At 67.6% G+C, this 18,072-nt stretch carries 20 protein-coding genes and 1 pseudogene; all 21 read left to right on the top strand.

Features of this window, described 5'->3' with window-relative positions; genetic code table 11:
* Positions 1 to 12 precede the first annotated feature (12 nt).
* Positions 13 to 1,224: an ABC transporter substrate-binding protein gene (locus MRBLMU1_RS14345; RefSeq protein WP_363502450.1), complete on the top strand. Its 1,212-nt coding sequence runs from the start codon at positions 13 to 15 to the stop codon at positions 1,222 to 1,224.
* Between the two features lie 113 nt (positions 1,225 to 1,337).
* Positions 1,338 to 2,222: a branched-chain amino acid ABC transporter permease gene (locus MRBLMU1_RS14340; protein ID WP_363502448.1), complete on the top strand. Its 885-nt coding sequence runs from the start codon at positions 1,338 to 1,340 to the stop codon at positions 2,220 to 2,222.
* A gap of 11 nt (positions 2,223 to 2,233) precedes the next feature.
* On the top strand, positions 2,234 to 3,232 hold the full coding sequence (locus MRBLMU1_RS14335; protein ID WP_363502446.1) for a branched-chain amino acid ABC transporter permease: 999 nt from the start codon (positions 2,234 to 2,236) through the stop codon (positions 3,230 to 3,232).
* Between the two features lie 17 nt (positions 3,233 to 3,249).
* A complete protein-coding gene (locus MRBLMU1_RS14330) occupies positions 3,250 to 4,440 on the top strand; it encodes an E22 family MetX-like putative esterase (protein WP_363502444.1) in 1,191 nt (396 codons plus the stop codon).
* A 116-nt stretch (positions 4,441 to 4,556) separates the two neighbouring features.
* Complete coding sequence (locus MRBLMU1_RS14325) at positions 4,557 to 5,027, top strand: cache domain-containing protein (RefSeq protein ID WP_363502442.1); 471 nt, start codon at positions 4,557 to 4,559, stop codon at positions 5,025 to 5,027.
* Positions 5,028 to 5,160: 133 nt separating this feature from the next.
* Complete coding sequence (locus MRBLMU1_RS14320; protein WP_363502440.1) at positions 5,161 to 6,057, top strand: hypothetical protein; 897 nt, start codon at positions 5,161 to 5,163, stop codon at positions 6,055 to 6,057.
* Between the two features lie 239 nt (positions 6,058 to 6,296).
* Positions 6,297 to 7,307 (top strand): porin, encoded by a 1,011-nt coding sequence (locus MRBLMU1_RS14315; RefSeq protein ID WP_363502438.1) that lies wholly within the window; start codon positions 6,297 to 6,299, stop codon positions 7,305 to 7,307.
* A 206-nt stretch (positions 7,308 to 7,513) separates the two neighbouring features.
* On the top strand, positions 7,514 to 8,101 hold the full coding sequence (locus tag MRBLMU1_RS14310) for a HupE/UreJ family protein (RefSeq protein WP_363502436.1): 588 nt from the start codon (positions 7,514 to 7,516) through the stop codon (positions 8,099 to 8,101).
* 56 nt (positions 8,102 to 8,157) lie between these two features.
* Positions 8,158 to 9,237 carry a hydrogenase small subunit gene (locus MRBLMU1_RS14305; protein WP_363502434.1) on the top strand — a complete coding sequence of 360 codons (1,080 nt, stop codon included), beginning with the start codon at positions 8,158 to 8,160 and terminating at the stop codon, positions 9,235 to 9,237.
* A 29-nt stretch (positions 9,238 to 9,266) separates the two neighbouring features.
* Positions 9,267 to 11,129: a nickel-dependent hydrogenase large subunit gene (locus tag MRBLMU1_RS14300; protein ID WP_363502432.1), complete on the top strand. Its 1,863-nt coding sequence runs from the start codon at positions 9,267 to 9,269 to the stop codon at positions 11,127 to 11,129.
* Between the two features lie 31 nt (positions 11,130 to 11,160).
* A complete protein-coding gene (gene cybH / locus MRBLMU1_RS14295; RefSeq protein WP_363502430.1) occupies positions 11,161 to 11,892 on the top strand; it encodes a Ni/Fe-hydrogenase, b-type cytochrome subunit in 732 nt (243 codons plus the stop codon).
* Positions 11,889 to 12,530 (top strand): HyaD/HybD family hydrogenase maturation endopeptidase, encoded by a 642-nt coding sequence (locus tag MRBLMU1_RS14290; RefSeq protein WP_363502428.1) that lies wholly within the window; start codon positions 11,889 to 11,891, stop codon positions 12,528 to 12,530. The genes cybH and MRBLMU1_RS14290 overlap by 4 nt, the downstream gene beginning before the upstream one ends.
* A gap of 1 nt (position 12,531) precedes the next feature.
* A complete protein-coding gene (locus MRBLMU1_RS14285) occupies positions 12,532 to 12,882 on the top strand; it encodes a HypC/HybG/HupF family hydrogenase formation chaperone (RefSeq protein ID WP_363502426.1) in 351 nt (116 codons plus the stop codon).
* A complete protein-coding gene (locus MRBLMU1_RS14280) occupies positions 12,879 to 13,358 on the top strand; it encodes a hydrogenase (RefSeq protein ID WP_363502424.1) in 480 nt (159 codons plus the stop codon). The genes MRBLMU1_RS14285 and MRBLMU1_RS14280 overlap by 4 nt, the downstream gene beginning before the upstream one ends.
* A gap of 45 nt (positions 13,359 to 13,403) precedes the next feature.
* A complete protein-coding gene (locus MRBLMU1_RS14275) occupies positions 13,404 to 14,294 on the top strand; it encodes a hydrogenase expression/formation protein (RefSeq protein ID WP_363502422.1) in 891 nt (296 codons plus the stop codon).
* Positions 14,291 to 14,536 (top strand): rubredoxin, encoded by a 246-nt coding sequence (locus MRBLMU1_RS14270; RefSeq protein ID WP_363502420.1) that lies wholly within the window; start codon positions 14,291 to 14,293, stop codon positions 14,534 to 14,536. Before MRBLMU1_RS14275 ends, MRBLMU1_RS14270 begins: the two co-directional genes overlap by 4 nt.
* Positions 14,533 to 15,057 (top strand): [NiFe]-hydrogenase assembly chaperone HybE, encoded by a 525-nt coding sequence (hybE, locus tag MRBLMU1_RS14265; RefSeq protein WP_363502418.1) that lies wholly within the window; start codon positions 14,533 to 14,535, stop codon positions 15,055 to 15,057. The genes MRBLMU1_RS14270 and hybE overlap by 4 nt, the downstream gene beginning before the upstream one ends.
* Positions 15,054 to 16,211 carry a hydrogenase maturation factor HoxV/HupK gene (locus MRBLMU1_RS14260; protein WP_363502416.1) on the top strand — a complete coding sequence of 386 codons (1,158 nt, stop codon included), beginning with the start codon at positions 15,054 to 15,056 and terminating at the stop codon, positions 16,209 to 16,211. The genes hybE and MRBLMU1_RS14260 overlap by 4 nt, the downstream gene beginning before the upstream one ends.
* Positions 16,204 to 16,548, top strand: a complete 345-nt coding sequence (locus MRBLMU1_RS14255; protein WP_363502414.1) for a hydrogenase maturation nickel metallochaperone HypA — start codon at positions 16,204 to 16,206, stop codon at positions 16,546 to 16,548. The genes MRBLMU1_RS14260 and MRBLMU1_RS14255 overlap by 8 nt, the downstream gene beginning before the upstream one ends.
* Before the next feature lie 37 nt (positions 16,549 to 16,585).
* Positions 16,586 to 17,524, top strand: coding sequence for a hydrogenase nickel incorporation protein HypB (hypB, locus tag MRBLMU1_RS14250; protein ID WP_363502412.1), 939 nt, complete (start codon positions 16,586 to 16,588; stop codon positions 17,522 to 17,524).
* Positions 17,521 to 18,072: pseudogene (locus MRBLMU1_RS14245) on the top strand (carbamoyltransferase HypF); the annotation flags it as partial. The gene hypB and the pseudogene MRBLMU1_RS14245, both read left to right, overlap by 4 nt.

Genomic DNA, 18,072 nt, shown 5'->3' with positions numbered 1-18,072 from the left:
CAGGAGACTATTATGAAACGCAACGGGAACGCCATGTCGCTGGCGGCCGGCGCCGCGCTGGCCGCAATGGCCGGCATCGCCCAGGCACAAATCTCGCAGGACGTGGTCAAGATCGGCCTGATCACCGACATGTCCGGCGTCTACGCCGACATCGATGGCGCCGGCGGCGTCGAGGCCGTGAAAATGGCCATCGCCGACTTCGGCGGCGCGCTGGCCGGCAAAAAAATCGAATTTATCGTGGCGGACCACCAGAACAAGGCCGATATCGCCGCCTCCAAGGCGCGCGAATGGTTCGACAAGGATGGCGTGGACATGCTGATCGGCGGCACCAATTCCGGCACCAACCTGGCGATGGCCAAGGTCGCCGCCGAAAAGAAAAAGGTCTACATGGCCATAGGCGGGGCCACCGCCCGCCTGACCAACGAGGAGTGCACGCCTTACACCGTCCATTACGCCTACGATACGGTCGCCCTGGCAAAGGGGACCGGGTCGGCCATCGTCAGGCAGGGCGGCAAGGAGTGGTTCTTCCTGACGGCGGATTATGCCTTCGGCGCGTCGCTGGAAAAGAGCACCTCCGATGTCGTCAAAGCCAGCGGCGGCAAGATACTCGGCAGCGTCAAGCACCCGCTGTCGGCCTCGGACTTTTCGTCCTTCCTGCTGCAGGCGCAGTCGTCGAAGGCCAGGATCCTGGGGCTGGCCAACGCCGGCGGCGACACCATCAATTCGATCAAGGCGGCCAACGAGTTCGGCGTCAACAAAACCATGAAGCTGGCCGGCCTGCTGATGTTCATCAACGACGTGCACTCGCTCGGCCTGGACCTGACCCAGGGCATGTACCTGACCGATGGCTGGTACTGGGACCTGAACGACGGCACCCGCAAGTGGTCGAAGCGCTACTTCGACAAAATGAAGAAGATGCCATCGCTGCTGCAGGCGGCCGACTATTCGGCCACGGCGCACTACCTCAACGCGGTCAAGGCGGCGGGCACCGACAACCCGGACAAGGTCATGGCGCAGATGAGGAAGACCCGGATCAACGACTTCTTCACCAGCAACGGCGTCATCCGTGACGATGGCCGCATGGTGCACGACATGTACCTGATGGAAGTCAAGAAGAAGACCGAGTCGAAGTATCCATGGGACTACTACAAGGTGGTGCAAACCATCCCGGGAGAGCAGGCCTTCGGCACCAAAGCCGAAAGCAAATGCACCCTGTGGAAGTGATGCGCCTGCCGCCCCACATCGAGTGAACGCGGTCGCCGCGTCGGCAGGAGTTCCCGTGCCTGATGCGGCTGTCGCGTTGTGTCCCGTGCCGTTCCCCTTTATTGAAACCGTTTATGGAAATCTTTGGTATACCCTTGCAAGCGATGTTGAGCCAGCTGCTGCTGGGCCTGGTCAACGGCTCCTTCTACGCCATGCTCTCGCTGGGCCTGGCGGTCATTTTCGGCCTGCTCAACGTGATCAATTTCGCCCATGGCGCGATGTACATGGTGGGCGCCTTCCTCGCGTGGATGGGCCTGAATTACTTCGGCCTGAACTACTGGGCGATGCTGGTGCTCGCTCCCGTGCTGGTCGGCGCGTTCGGCGTCGTCATCGAAAAAACCATGCTGCGCTGGCTTTACAAGCTGGACCACCTGTACGGCCTGCTGCTGACCTTTGGCATCACGCTGCTGCTGGAAGGGGTGTTCCGCTCCGTCTACGGGGTGTCCGGCCAGCCCTTTTCCGTACCGGACGCGCTGGCGGGGGCCACCGATCTCGGCTTCATGCACCTGCCCAATTACCGCGCATGGGTGGTGGTCGCGTCGCTGGCCGTTTGCATGGCCACCTGGTTTGTGATTGAACGAACCAAGCTCGGCGCCTACCTGCGCGCCGGCACGGAAAACCCCAAGCTGGTCGAAGCGTTCGGCGTCAACGTGCCGTTGATGGTGACGCTGACCTACGGCTTCGGCGTGGCCCTGGCCGCGCTGGCCGGCGTGCTGGCCGCGCCGGTGATCCAGGTGTCGCCGCTGATGGGATCGAACCTGATCATTTCCGTGTTCGCGGTGGTGGTGATCGGCGGCATGGGATCGATCATGGGATCGATCGTCACGGGACTGGGGCTGGGCGTGCTGGAAGGCCTGACCCGGGTGTTTTATCCGGAACTGTCGGCCACCGTGGTGTTCATCGTGATGGCGGTCGTCCTGGTCATCCGTCCAGCCGGTCTGTTCGGTAAAGAAAAGTAAGGGGAAATGAAATGAACCACAGAATTGGATATATGGCGGCGCTGGTCGCGGCCTTGGCGCTGCCGTTCGTCGTCTACCCGGTGTTCCTGATGAAGTTGCTCTGCTTCGCCTTGTTCGCCTGTGCCTTCAACCTGCTGATCGGCTTCACCGGCCTGCTCTCGTTCGGGCACGCGGCGTTCTTTGGCGGCGCCGGCTACGTCGCCGGGCACGCGTTGAAAGCGTGGGGACTGCCGTTCGAGCTCGGCATCGCCGCCGGCGTCGCCGTGGCGGCGGCGATCGGGCTGCTGATGGGCGGCCTGGCGATCCGCCGCCAGGGCATCTACTTCACCATGATCACGCTGGCCCTGGCGCAGATGCTGTTCTTCGTGTTCGTGCAGATGCCGTTCACCGGCGGCGAGGACGGCCTGCAGGGCGTGCCGCGCGGCAGGCTGCTGGGGACGTTCGACCTGGGCGACGACATGACGATGTACTACGTGGTCCTGGCGATCTTCGTCGCCGGCTTTGCCCTGATCGTGCGCACGGTGCATTCACCGTTCGGCCAGGTGCTCAGGGCGGTCAAGGAAAACGAGCCGCGCGCGGTCTCGCTCGGTTACGACGTGGACAAATACAAGTTGACCGCGTTCGTCCTGTCGGCGGCGCTGGCCGGCCTGGCCGGCGCCACCAAGGCCGTGGTGCTGGGCTTCGGCACCTTGACCGATGTGCACTGGTCGATGTCGGGCCTGGTCGTGCTGATGACGCTGGTCGGCGGCCTGGGCACGCTGACCGGCCCGGTGGTGGGCGCGCTGGTGATCCTTTTGCTGGAGAACAAGCTGGCCGAGGTCGGCGCCGCGCTGGCGTCCGTCACCGGGATCGCGTGGTTCAACACGCTCGGCGAGTCGGTCACCATCGTCACCGGACTGATCTTCATCATCTGCGTGCTGGCCTTCCGGCGCGGCATCGTCGGCGAACTGCTGGCCTGGCCCCGTCAACGCACCGGCGCCAAGCCCGCGCCGGCGGTCCCCGCCGCCTGACACCTAAGGAGACAACCATGTATCGGATCAACGCCGCCATCGGAACCCTCGCGCTGTCGCTGTGCGTGGCCACAGCCGCCCACGCCTATGACGGGCTGGTGGAAAAGAAGGTCTTTACGCTGCCCGCCTACACCACCGTCGGCGGCAAGGTGATCAAGGATCTGCGGGTGGGCTGGGAGAGCTACGGCACGCTCAACGCCGCCCGCGACAACGTCATCGTGGTGCCGCATTTTTATTCGGCCAATTCCCACGTGGCGGGCAAGTACAAGGCCGACGACAAGCTGCCCGGCTACTGGGACGGCATCATCGGCGCGGGCAAGCCGATCGATACCGATAAATACTTCGTTGTCAGTGTCGACTCACTGGTCAACCTCAATTCCAAGGACGGCGTCACGGTCACCACCGGCCCCGCCAGCATCGATCCGGACACGGGCAAGCCCTACGGCTTGTCGTTCCCGGTGGTGACCATTCCCGACTTCGTACGTGTGCAAAAAGCGCTGCTCGATACGCTCGGCGTGCGCAAAGTCCAGGCGTCGATCGGCGTGTCGATGGGCGGCCTGCAGTCGTACGAGTGGGCGGCCCGGTATCCCGAGATGGTCGAGCGCGTCATTGCCGTCGATGCCACCGCCAGCCAGAGCGCCTATGCCATCGCCGCCCTTGAAAACTGGAGCGGACCGATACGGGTGGACCAGAACTGGAACAATGGCGACTACTACGGCGGCCCCGAACCGTTGAATGGTGTCGCCCAGGCGTTCTTCAATGTCGTGGTCGGGGCGCGCCACCCGGAGTACGCGGCCGCCGCGTTCGCCCACAAGTGGGCGGTCGACGGCAAAAATCCGCTCGACGACTACCGCAATACCTTTCTGGTCGAGAAGGTCTTGAAGGACGCCGGCATGGCGCGCGCCAGGGCGACGACCGACGCCAACCATATGCTGTACATGACCAAGGCGAACCAGCTCTTTATCGCCGGCACTGCCGGCAGTGCCGTTGATCCCGGGCTGAAAAAAATCCGCGCAAAAACGCTGGTGGTGCAAGCGCGCACCGACCTGCTGTTCCCGCCGGCCGACGCCAAGGCGGAAGCGGCGAAGCTGAATGCCAACGGCACGCCGGCGGACTATGTGGAAATCGATGCGCCGGGCGGCCACCTGGCCGGCATCAGCGATATCGCCAAAGCCGGGGACGCGATCCGCGCGTTCCTGGCGAAGTAGCGCGGCGACCTACACGCTTCCCAATCTCAAGAAAGGAGGCCGAGCCACAGACGGTTCACTGCCAAGGCTGCATACATTGCTTATCGGGATATTGTTATTTAACGATGGAGAATCTCATGGTGAAGTTGGTGAAAAACCTGGTGCTGGCGTGCCTTGTCAGCCTGTGCGCTGCGACAGCGTTCGCCGCGCCGGAAAAGGCAACCGCGGCCGAAGCGGTCGCGCTGGTAAAAAAAGCGGTAGCGTTCTACCAGGCGAATGGAAAGGACAAAGCGATCGCCGCCTTTAACGATCCGAAAGGAGAATTTGTCCGGAAGGACCTGTACGTATTTGCCTACAGCATGACCAACGAGGGAGTGCAGATCGCGCACGGCGTCAATCCGAAGATCGTTAATAAATACCTTTTTGAACTCCGCGACGGCGACGGCAAGGAATTCATCAAGGAAATGTATGCGCTCGCGAAGACCAAAGGTTCCGGCTGGGTCGATTACAAATGGCCCAATCCCCTCACCAAGGACCTGGACGCTAAAACCACCTACATCGAACGGATCGATGACGTGTTTATCGCGGCCGGCATCTACAAAAAATAGAGTTCCCGACGCCTGGACGTAGCCAGGACGCCAGTCGACCGATCTCATTGCGGCCATACAAGAGCCCCGGATCGGTCAACGAAGCAGTATTTCCTTACTTCTTCCGAACGACTAACAATGATGGAGACAAACAATGAAAACCAAGATTTTGCGCGCCTTGCGGGCGGCAGGCGCCGTGTGCGCGTCGGTGTTATGCGGCGCGGTGATGGCACAGAGCGCTTTCACGGCAAGCTATACCGGTGCCGGCTATGGCGGCGGCGCCTGTAACAGCAGCTACGACATTTCGGGCATGGAGCCCGGCACGGCGGGCAAGTATCCCGTGTTTGTGTATATGGTCGGCACCTATGAGGCGCACAACAACGCCTCGGCGACGGAGGCGGTCAAGCGCATGGCCGGAAAGGGCTATGTCGCGGCGACCATAGAATATGCGAGCAGCACCTTTGGAACATGCTCCGCCATCGGCGCCAAAGCCCGTTGCGCCTTCAATCCCAATAGCGCGGCAAGCGCGATCAGCCAGCTTTGCACGCGCGACAAGGCCGACTGTTCCAAGGGTATCGTGGTGGCCGGTTTCAGCCAGGGTTCCATTATGGCTATCCTGGCGAAAAACTACGATGCCCGGGTCCAGGCGGCGTATGCCATTGGTGCGGGCGTGCAGTATACGAATTACGATCTTCGTGCGTGCGTTGCCAACGGCAATCGCAGCTTGCCGAGCGACCGCTTGCTCGCGGTGAACGGCGAGAAAGATAACTTCAACGGCGGAACAGCGGCGGCGGCACGTAGCCAATTGCAGGAACTGACCGGCATGCATTGCGGTACGTCCGCGTATGGTTGCCACGCCGCCAATAACAGCGGCTGGCTGATCGTGAAAAATTCCCAGGTCGCGGATCTCTCCGCCGACCATTGTTATATGCGCCAGTCGGGCGACTGCTATGGCAGTGGATTATCGCTCGACTTCGGTTGGAAGAGCGGAACCCAAAACTGGCAGCTCGACAGCAATTTGAACTGGCTCAGCGGCTTCACCACGAAATAAGCGGCCGAACCGCCGGCACCAATCGCTGTTCGGCGCGCCACAACTCCCTGTTTGTCACGGTACCGCGTTCAACAAGCTGTTGACGCGGACGCCGCTCGCCTGATTTTTAATCTTGTGCCGGTAAAGCCGGCAGGACGGCGCACGCCCGTAGGGTTGGGAAACATGAGCGTTGGCGTATCCGCATCGACGGAATGCCTGAAATATTTTTATTCAATGTATTTAAGAAAAGGAGACAAAAAATGAAGCGATCGTTTGTGCTGGCGGGTTTGCTGGGCGCGGTTGGCGCTGTTGGGCAGGCATCCGCACAGTCGGCAATGACAGTGTATGGGTCCATCGATGGCGGTATCCGGTACGCGACAAATACCGACGCCGCCGGTAACGGCAAACTCACGATGACGTCGAACGGCACGTCGATGTCCAACCGCCTGGGCTTCAAGGGCGTGGAAGATCTCGGCGGCGGCTACAACGCCCACTTCGCGCTGGAGAGCGGATTCATTAACGGAACCGGCGCCCTCGACGTGCCCAACGTGCTGTTCAACCGCACCGCGATCGTCGGTGTGGGCGGCGCCTTTGGCACGATCGATGTGGGACGGCAATACACGATCGCGGCCAAGACCATCGCGCTCTACGAACCGCTGGGATTCCGTTTCCCGTTGAGCACCTATGCCGTCGCGGCGTCGGCGGGCTTCCGGTTCAATAATGACGTCCAGTACGGCGGCACGTTCGGCCCGGTGACGGTAAGGGCAGGGTATGCTGCCGGCGAGCAGGCGGGAAGCACGAATAACGGTAGCGCGAAAGCCATCGGCGCCAGCTATAGCCTGGGCAGCCTGGCATTGGGTGGCGCCTATACCCGGCGCATGCTTCCGGTCGCCGCCGCGTACCGCGAAAACAGCCACGCCACCGTCGGCGGCGCCTACAGCGGGGACGTGCTGCGCGTCGCCGTCGGTTACGCCGACGAAAGGCAGGAGACGGGGGCGCTGGACACCAGGTCCAGGTATGTGTGGCTGGGCGGCGAGTACCAGGTTTCCCCCCTGGTGAAAGTTGGCAGCGCGTACTACCGGTACAAGACCGACACGGCGGGCATGGCCGGCAAGCGCGGCACGCTGATTTTGACGTCGTACTATGCGCTGTCGAAGCGCTCCAGCCTGTATGCGGCCGTCGATCGTACGCGCTTCGACGGCAAACAGGTCCTGTCGGCCGCGCAAACGCGTCAAACCGTGGTCTCCACCGGTATCAACCACTTGTTCTGACAACGGTCGGTCCTGGCGTCGCCCGCGAACTGCCGCACAAACCCCGCTGTAAGCAAACCTTCCACCTCGTTGGCCGAACCGCCAGCCTGGTTGCCGCCGCGTGCCCGGTTTTCGGGCCGCGCCCGGCGTGGTTCCCGGTGGCATGCTCCTTGCAGAGCCGTAGTGTGCAGCAGTATCAAATATAAAAAATAAACCAGGAGACCTTTATGAACCATCCGTTACGGCGCTATGCGCTGGGCGTAGCATTTCTATGCGTCAGCGGCATCGTCCAGGCCCACCCGGGCCACACGCTGGGCGCTCTGGACGGCATCGTCCACCCCTGGCAGGGCCTCGACCATCTGCTGGCCGCCGCCGGCGTGGGGTGGTGGGCCGCCCGCCTGGGGGCCGCCAGCCCGGCCGGCCGGGCGCGGATGGTGCTCCCGTGTACCTTCGTCGCCGCCATGGCGCTGGGCATGGCGGCCGCGCTGGCCGGCCTCGTGCTGCCGCTGCACGAGGAAATCGCCACCTGGTCGGTTTTGGCGCTGGGCCTGCTGATCGCCCGCGCCGGCCCCACCTCCACCTTCTTTGCCGCCGTGTGCGTCGGCGTCTTCGCGCTGGCCCATGGCGCGGCCCATTGCGCCGGCTTGCCGGTTCAACCGTCGACCCTGGCGTTCGCCATCGGCGCGCTGTCGTCGACGGCACTGCTGCACGCCGGCGGCCTGGCGGCAGCCGGCGCGCTGGCCGGACGCGGACACTGGCTGCGCGCCGGCGGACTGCTGCTGGCCGGCGGCGGCGCGCTGCTCATCGCCGCCTAGCCCGCGCGCGTTTCTCGTCATTTCAAAAAAAGAAGACCAACCGGAGGAGATTCCCCATGATCGAGACGTTCTATGAAGTCATGCGGCGCCAAGGCATTTCGCGCCGCAGCTTCCTCAAATATTGTTCGCTGACGGCCACCTCGCTGGGCCTGGGGCCCGCGTTCGTGCCGCAGATCGCCCACGCCATGGAGACCAAGCCGCGCACCCCGGTGCTGTGGCTGCACGGCCTGGAATGCACCTGCTGCTCCGAATCGTTCATCCGCTCGGCCCATCCGCTGGCCAAGGACGTGGTGCTGTCGATGATCTCGCTCGACTACGACGACACGCTGATGTCGGCCGCCGGGCACCAGGCCGAGGCCATCCTCGAGGAGATCATGACCAAGTACAAGGGCAACTACATCCTCGCCGTCGAGGGCAATCCGCCGCTGAACCAGGACGGCATGAGCTGCATCATCGGCGGGCGCCCGTTCATCGAGCAGCTGCGCCACGTGGCCAAGGACGCCAAGGCCATCATCTCCTGGGGCTCGTGCGCGTCGTGGGGCTGCGTGCAGGCGGCCAAACCCAATCCGACCCAGGCCACGCCGATCCACAAGGTGATCCTCGACAAGCCCATCATCAAGGTGCCCGGCTGCCCGCCGATCGCCGAGGTCATGACGGGGGTGATCACCTACATGCTCACCTTCGACAAGATCCCGGAACTGGACCGTCAGGGCCGGCCGAAGATGTTCTACAGCCAGCGCATCCACGACAAATGCTACCGCCGCCCGCACTTCGACGCCGGCCAGTTCGTCGAGGAGTGGGATGACGAGGGCGCGCGCAAGGGCCACTGCCTGTACAAGGTCGGCTGCAAGGGGCCGACCACCTACAACGCCTGTTCGACCACCCGCTGGAACGAGGGCACCAGCTTCCCGATCCAGTCCGGCCACGGCTGCATCGGCTGTTCCGAGGACGGCTTCTGGGACAAGGGCTCGTTCTACAACCGGCTGACCGACATCCACCAGTTCGGCGTCGAAGCGAACGCCGACCAGATCGGCGCCGGCGCGGCCACCGTGGCCGGCGCCGCCGTGGTGGCCCACGCGGCCGTCTCGGCGATCCAGCGCGCCTCCCACAAACACGCCGCCACCGAGCGCGACTGATCCCGGCAGCACCGGACCTAGGATAGAACATGCCGAACTACGAGACCCAGGGCTATAAAATGAACAGCACCGGACGGCGCATCGTCGTCGATCCGGTCACCCGCATCGAAGGCCACATGCGCGTCGAGGTCAACCTCGACGCCGACAACGTGATCCGCAACGCCGTCTCCACCGGTACCATGTGGCGCGGCCTGGAGGTGATATTGAAGGGCCGCGACCCGCGCGACGCCTGGGCCTTCGTCGAGCGCATCTGCGGCGTGTGCACCGGCTGCCACGCGCTGGCGTCGGTGCGCGCGGTGGAGGACGCGCTGGGCATCAAGGTGCCCAAGAACGCCCACCTGATCCGCGAGATCATGGCCAAGACGCTGCAGATCCACGACCACGTGGTGCACTTCTACCACCTGCACGCGCTCGACTGGGTCGACATCATGTCGGCCCTGAAGGCCGACCCCAAGGCCACGTCGACGTTGCAGCAGACGGTGTCGCCGTCGCATCCGACGTCGTCGCCGGGCTACTTCCGCGACATCCAGAACCGCATCAAGAAGTTCGTCGAGAGCGGCCAGCTGGGGCCGTTCAAGAACGGCTACTGGGGCAACCCGGCCTATAAGCTGCCGCCGGAGGCCAACCTGATGGCGCTGGCGCACTACCTCGAGGCGCTCGACCTGCAGAAGGAGTGGGTCAAGATCCACACCATCTTCGGCGGCAAGAACCCGCACCCGAACTACCTGGTCGGCGGGGTGCCGTGCGCGATCAACATCGACGGCAACGGCGCGGCCGGGGCGCCGCTGAACATGGAGCGCCTCAATTTCGTCAAGGCCCGCATCGAGGAGGCGATCGAGTTCTGCCGCAATGTCTACATCCCCGACGTGCTGGCCATCGGCGCCATCTACAAGGACGCCGGCTGGCTGTTCGGCGGCGGCCTGTCGGCCACCAATGTGTTCGACTATGGGGCCTACCCCAAGGTCAACTACGACGAGAGCACCAACCAGATGCCGGGCGGCGCCATCATCAACGGCGACTGGGACCGGATCTTCCCGGTCGATCCGCGCGATCCCGAGCAGGTGCAGGAATTCGTCGCCCACGCGTGGTACAAGTACGCCGACGACAGCAAGGGCCTGCATCCCTGGGACGGCGTGACCGAGCCGGACTACCGGCTCGGGCCCAAGACCAAGGGCACGCGCACGGCGATCGAGCAGATCGACGAAGAGGCGAAATACTCCTGGGTCAAGTCGCCGCGCTGGCGCGGCCACGCGATGGAGGTCGGTCCGCTGGCGCGCTACATCCTCGGCTACGCGCACGCGCTCAAGGACCCCGGGCACGCCGGCGCCGCCGCCATCAAGCGCCAGGTGGACGAGGCGGCGCAGGCGATCAACGTCGACATCCCCAAGGCGCTCGGCCTCAAGCCGACCGACTACACGGTCAAGCAGCTGCTGCCGACCACCATCGGCCGCACGCTGGCGCGCGCGCTCGAGTCGCTGCTGTGCGCCGAGATGATGCAGGACGACTTCAACGAAATGATGGCCAACATCAAGGCCGGCGACACCAGCACGGCCAACGTCGAGAAGTGGGATCCGGCCACCTGGCCCAAGGAGGCGCACGGCGTCGGCACGGTGGCCGCGCCGCGCGGCGCGCTGGGACACTGGATCAGGATCAAGGATGGCAAGATCGAAAACTACCAGTGCGTGGTGCCCAGCACCTGGAACGCCGGCCCGCGCGACGCCCAGGGGCAGATCGGCGCCTTCGAGGCGTCGCTGATGAACACGCCGATGGCCAATCCCGAGCAGCCGGTCGAAATCCTGCGCACCCTGCATTCGTTCGATCCCTGCATGGCGTGCTCGACCCACGTCATGAGCCCGGACGGCCAGGAACTGACCAAGGTCACCGTGCGTTGACGGCCCGCCCACCACCGGAGAAGGAGCAAACATGTCTACCCCAATAGCGGACGATTTCGACGCCGAGCAGGTCACGCGCAAGGTGGCGCACGCGGCGTCGGTCAAGTCGGTCTATGTCTACGAGGCGCCGGTGCGGATCTGGCACTGGATCAACGTGCTGGCGGTCGTGCTGCTGTGCGTGACCGGCTATTTCATCGGCAGCCCGCCGCCGACGCAACCGGGCGAGGCCAGCGCGCATTTCCTGATGGGCTATATCCGCTTCGTCCATTTCGCCTCGGCCTACGTGTTCGCCATCGGGCTGCTGGCGCGGATCTACTGGGCTTGCGTCGGTAACGGCCACGCGCGCGAAATGTTCTGGGTGCCGCTGCTCACCCGGGCCTACTGGGTCGAGGTCTGGAGCATGATCCAGTGGTACGGCTTTGCGCGGTCGGCGCCCGGGCGCTACGTGGGCCACAACCCGCTGGCGCGCTTCGCGATGTTTTTCATGTTCTTCCTGACCTCGGTGTTCATGGTGCTGACCGGCTTCGCCATGTACGCCGAGGGCCAGCAACGCGGCTCCTGGGCCGACCGGCTGTTCGGCTGGGTCGTCCCGCTGATGGGGCAGTCCCAGGACGTGCACACCTGGCACCATCTGGGCATGTGGGTGCTGATCGTGTTCATCATCCTGCACGTGTACGCCGCCATCCGCGAGGACATCATGGGCCGCAGCAGCGTGGTCAGCACCATGATCTCCGGCTACCGCACCTTCAAGGGCGAGCCATGAGCGCGCCGGAGGACGGCCCCGGCGCGATCGTGGTGCTCGGCATCGGCAACCTCTTGTGGGCCGACGAGGGCTTCGGCGTGCGCTGCGCCGAGCTGCTGCAGCGGCGCTACCGGTTCGCGCCGCACGTGCGGCTGATCGACGGCGGCACCCAGGGCCTGTACCTGATCCAGCACGTGCAGGGCGCCGACTGCCTGCTGATCTTCGACGCCGTCGACTATGGCCTGGCGGCGGGCGCCCTGAAAGTGGTCGAGGACGCCGACGTGCCGAAATTCATGGGCGCCAAGAAGATGAGCCTGCACCAGACCGGCTTCCAGGAAGTGCTGGCGCTGGCCGAGCTGACCGGCCGCTATCCGCGCCAGGTGGTGCTGATCGGTTGCCAGCCGTGCGCGATCGACGATTACGGCGGCAGCCTGCGCCCGGCCGTCAAGGCGGCGCTGGCGCCGGCCGTGCGGCTCGGGCTGGCGTACCTGCGGCGCTGGGGCGCGGCGCCGGCGCGGCGCCGCGCGCCGCTGGCGCCGGACGAGGCGATCACGCTGCCGCACCTGGCGCTGGAGCGCTACGAGGCGGAGCGGCCGTCGGCGCGGCTGGCGTGCCGCACCGGCGACGAGCGCTTCATGCCGCCGCAAGAGGGGGCGTGACATGTGCCTGGGCATCCCCATGCGCGTCGAGAGCGCCGCGTCCGGCACGGCATGGTGCGCCGGCCGCGCCGGCCGGCGCGCCATTTCCACGCTGCTGGTGGGCGATTGCGCGCCCGGCGAGTGGCTGCTGACCTTTCTCGACGACGCGCGCGAACGCATTTCGGCCGGGCGGGCCGGCGAGATCGACGCCGTGCTCGATCTGCTCGAGCAGGCCATGGGCGGCGGCCACGCCGGCGCCGCCGCGCCGTTCGTGCTGCCGTCCAGCGTGGCGCCGCCGGGCGCGGGCGGCCGCCTGGCCGCGCCACCCGAACCACCCGAACCATCCGAATCACTGACAGGGAGTCCGATATGACCACCGAAACATCGATGTTGCAAGTGCCGGCGCCGCACAGCGTGGCGGGCACGCCGCCGCTGATGCAGCGCCTGGTGCGCCAGCATGGCGCGGCCTGGGTGCGCGACACGCCGTCCGAGCCGTTCCTGGCGCGCGACGGCGACTGCGTGCTGTTCATCGCCGGCGACCCGGTGCGCTTTCCCGAGTGCCTGGACGTGGCGGTGGTGCTGCCCGAGCTGCAACGGGCCTGCTCGGTGCCGTTCCGCATCGCGCTGGCCGAGAGCGATTGCGAGGACGCGCTGGCGCGGCGCTACGGCGTCGCGCGGCGTCCGGCGCTGGTGTTCCTGCGCGGCGGCCGCTACGTCGCCACCGTGGCCGGCATGCTGGACTGGGACGACTATGTGCGCGAGGTCGAGCACGCGCTGCGGCTGCCCGTCTCGCGCGTGCCCGGCGTCGGCATCCCGGTGGTCGCGGCGGGCGCCGGCGCCTGCCACTAGCCCGCCATTCACGATGCCGCCGCCGGCGGCGCACGAGGAGACAGCATGGAAATCATCAGAGACAAAACAGGCGCGCGGCCGTTCCCGGTGCCGGTGGTCGCGCTGGGCGCGGGCAGCCAGAGCGAGGAAGTGGAGCTGGACTATCTGGTCATGCCCCAGGGCATGCAAACCTATGCCATGCCGATCCTGCCCGAGCCCGGGCACCTGGCGGGGCTGACGGCCGCGCACCGGGCGCTGCGGGCGATCGAGGCCGCCGTCACGGCCGCGGCCGGCGGCGCCGCGCCGGCGCCGGTCGACCTGCTGGCGCTGGACCAGGCCAACCTGGCGCTGATCAACCAGGTGCTGGGCGAAGGCGAGGTCAGCGCCCGGGCCGAGCCCGGGGACGGCAGCTCGATCCGCATCCAGGAAGCGATCTTCGCCGGCATCTGGCGCACCGTCACCAGCGTCGACGGCCGCGTCACGGCCGACCAGGTCGACATCGGCCCGGTGCCGCCGGTGCTGATATCGGCCGCGCGCGCGGGCGCGGTCGGCGGCGAGGCGCTGGCCCTGCCGGACCCGCCGCCGGCCGGCATCATGAACGCGCCGCCGCTGCTGGCCGAATTGAACCAGTACCTGGCGGCGTGGCGGCCCGGCGAGGCGGCCCGCGCCATCAACCTGAGCCTGTTGCCGCTGTCGCCCGGGGACGTGGCCCTGCTGGAGCGGCAACTGATGGGCGGCTGCGTGCTGATCCTGTCGCGCGGCTACGGCAATTGCCGCATCCTCAGCACGCTGGTGCCGAACTGCTGGCGCGTGGTCTACTACAACTCGTCCGACACCATCCTGCTCAACACGGTGGAGGTGACCGACATCCCGGAGGTGGCCTGCGCGGCGCGCGAGGACTTGCTCGACTCGTGCGAGCGCCTGCGCGAAGTGCTCGACTGGGTGGAGGGCGCATGAGCGGCGCGCAACAGGAGGCGGCCGCGTTCTCCGGCTTCGAGGGCAGCTACATGGGCGACGCCGGCAAGCTGGCGCCGCTGACCCGGCTCGAATGCAAGATTTGCTGGTGGGTCTACGATCCGGCGCACGGCGACCCGGTCTGGCAGGTCGCGCCCGGCACGCCGTTCGCGGCCTTGCCGGCCCATTGGCGCTGCCCCGAGTGCGACGGCGCAGCCGAGCAGTTCATGGTGCTGGCGCCATGAGCGGCGCCGACATCGCCGCCACGGCCGCTACGCTGGCGGCGCGCACGGCCGCGCTGCGCCTGTGCTTTGAACGCATCGGCGCCACCCGCATGGCCGGGCTGCCGGTCATGCACCCGGACCTGCGGGTCGAGGCGGTCGGCTTCGAACCCTGCGAGGACGCCGACGGCGCGCCGGCGGCGCTGGGGGTGCTGCTGACGCCCTGGTTCATGAACCTGATTCTGTTGCCGGCGCCTGGAGGGGCCTGCGCGCCGCCGGGCCAGTCGCGTCCGCACCGCGTCGGCGGCGCGCGCTTCGACTTCATCGGCGCCCGCGAAGCCGGCTTCGGCGCCTACGAAATGTGCTCGCTGTTTTCGCCGATGTTCGCATTCGCCGGCCAGGCGGCGGCGCACGCCACCGCCGTCGAAGTGTTGCGGGCGCTGCGCGGCGCCGAGCGCGAAATCCAGGCGCGGCTGGCGGCGCAACCCCGGCCCGGCCGGCGCGGCTTCCTGACCGGCCGCGTGGCGGCGGGGCAGCGGCCATGAGTGGCGCCGCCGGCCCGGCCTGGTCCGGCGCGCTGATATTGCGCCCGGGACGGGGCCGCGCGGCCGTCGGCGACACCCGCGTGCCGCTGGCCGGGGCGCTGCTGCGCGGCAGGCCGGCGGACGAGGCCATGCTGATGCTGCCGCGCCTGTTCGCCCTGTGCGGCCAGGCGCACCGCGTCACCGCCGGGCTGGCCGTGGCCACGGCCATGGCCGGCGGGGGCGGCACCGGTGCGGCCGGCTTGGCGCCGCAGCGCGCAGCGCTGGCCGCCGAGACCTTGCGCGAGCACGTGCGGCGGCTGTTGATCGATTGGCCACGCCTGCTGGGCCAGCCCGCAGACGGTGCCGCCGCCGCCCTGCGCACCTGCCCCCTGTTCGGCGCGGCCGCAATGGCGCACAATGGGGGTGACGGGGCCGCCGTGCGCGAGTGGATCGGGCGCGAATTGCTGGGCGGCCCGGTGGCGCCGTGGCTGGCGGGCTGGCGCGCCGATCGCGCCGGCTGGCTGGGACGCTGGAGCGGGCAGGCCCGGGCGCTGCCGGCCCGCTTGATGCGCGCCGTGCGCGACGACGCCATGGCGGTCGGCCCGGCGTGGCCGCCGTTGCGGGCCCAGGCCGGCGAGGCCGGCATGCGCGCGCTGGCCGCGCGCATGGCGGACGGCGCCGGGCTCGAATACGTGGCCGGCGACAGCGGCGCCGCCTGCGAGACGGGGTGCTGGACCCGGCTCGGCGAGGAAGCAGGCGGGGACCAGGGCGCGCCGGACAGCGCCTGGCTGCGCATGGGCGCGCGCCTGGCCGAGGTGTGCCGGCTGGCCGAGTATGGGCCGGGGGCGGAGCAGGCGGACGGCGCGGCGCTGGCCAGCGGCGCGCTGTGGCTGGGGGACGGCGAGGCGCTGGCCTGGACCGAAATGGCGCGCGGCGTGTTGTGCCACCGGGTGCGGCTGGAGCTCGATGGCGCGCGGCCGACGATAGGCGATTACCACGTGCTGGCCCCCACCGACTGGAATTTCCACCCGCGCGGGGTGGTGGCGGACGCGCTGGCGGCCATGCCGTCGGGCGGAAACGCCGGCGCGCGGGCGGCGACCGCGCGCCGCGTCGGCGTGCTGGCCGCCGCGTTCGACCCGTGCGTCACTTTTGAGATCGAGTTTGCCCATGCATGAACTGAGCCTGGCCGGCGGCATCATGAACATCGTCGAGGAAGCGGCGCGGCGCGAGGCGTTCGCGCGCGTCACGCTGCTGCGGCTCGAGGCCGGCGCGCTGGCCGGCGTCGAAGTGCGGGCGCTGCGCTTCGCGCTGGAGGCGATCGCGCCCGGCACGGTGCTGGCCGGCGCGCGCATCGAGATCGGCACGCCGCCGGCCAGCGCCTGGTGCATGCCCTGCGCGGCGACGGTGGCGATCACGGCGCGCGGCCAGCCTTGTCCGCGCTGCGGCACCTGGCAGTTGCAGGCCACCGGCGGCGACGCCTTGCGCATCGTCGACATGCTGGTCGACGATTAAATAACGATAACAATCAAATCATAGCGGGAGACCAGCCATGTGTGTCATTTGCGGTTGCGGCGATACGAAGCAGAAGGGTGACATCGCCTACACGCGCCACCTTCCGGGCCATGCGCACGGCCAGCACCATCACCACCACCCTCACGAGCATCCGCATGAGCATTCGCACGAGCATGTCGCGGCCGATCCGGCCAGCGGCGACCTGCACTTCGGCGCCGGCGCGGCCGGCGCCTCGGTGCCCGGCATCAGCCAGGCGCGCGCGATCCGCATCGAGCAGGACGTGTTGGGCGAAAACAACCGCCATGCGCGCGCCAACCGCGCCCATTTCACCGGCCACGGCATCCTGGCGCTGAACCTGGTCTCCAGTCCCGGCTCCGGCAAGACCACGCTGCTGTGCGCCACCATCGCCGCGCTGCGCGCGCGCCGCGCGGACCTGGCGGTGGCCGTCATCGAGGGCGACCAGCAGACCAGCCACGACGCCGACCGCATCCGCGCCAGCGGCGCGCCGGCGATCCAGGTCAACACCGGCAAGGGCTGCCATCTCGACGCGCTGATGGTCGGCCAGGCCTTCGGCGCGCTGCCGCTGCACAGCCATGACGAGCATGGCGGCGCCGGGCAGGGGGGCGTGCTGTTCATCGAGAACGTCGGCAACCTGGTCTGCCCGGCCATGTGGGACCTGGGCGAGGCGGCCAAGGTGGTCATCCTGTCGGTGACCGAGGGCGAGGACAAGCCGCTCAAATACCCCGACATGTTCGCCGCCGCCACCTTGATGATACTGAACAAGACCGACTTGCTGCCCTACCTGCAATTCGACGTCGCCGCCTGCGTCGCCTTCGCGCGCCGGGTCAATCCGGGCATCGCCGTCATCGAACTGTCGGCCACGGGCGGGCAGGGCATGGACGCCTGGCTGGACTGGCTCGACGGCGCGCGCGCGCGGCTGGGCGCGCCGCCGGCTTCGGCCGGGAGCGCGCCATGAGGCACCAGGCGCTGCCGGCCGACGGCGCCGGCGCCGGCCTGGCCGTCCTGGCCTGCGGCGCCTGGCTCAAGAACGCCGCCTGCCTGCTGGACCGGGACGGCGTCCGCTGGAGCGCGCCGCACGGCGACCTGGACGATCCGGACAACTGCGCCGCGCTGGCCGCGTCGGCGGCCGCGCTGGCGCGGGCGGGGGCGCCGCCGGCCGCCATCGCGCACGACCTGCATCCCGATTTCTACAGCACCCGGCTGGCCGGCGAGCTGGCCGCCCGGCTGGACGTGCCGGCCATCGCGGTGCAACACCACCACGCCCACATCGGCGCGCTGGCCGCCGAACACGGCCTGCGCGAACCGCTGATCGGCCTGGCGCTTGACGGCGTCGGCTACGGCAGCGACGGCGCCGCCTGGGGCGGCGAGCTGCTGCTGGTCGACGGCGCCGCCTGGCGCCGGCTGGGCCATTTGCGCCCGCTGGCCCTGCCAGGGGGGGACGCCGCCGCGCGCGAGCCGTGGCGCATGGCCGCCGCCGCGCTGCAGGCGCAGGCGAAGGAACTG

Origin of the sequence: Burkholderia sp. LMU1-1-1.1 (genome assembly GCF_040675865.1) — a bacterium.
Lineage (GTDB): Bacteria > Pseudomonadota > Gammaproteobacteria > Burkholderiales > Burkholderiaceae_D > Rugamonas.
This window is presented reverse-complemented; position numbering and strand designations above follow the sequence as displayed.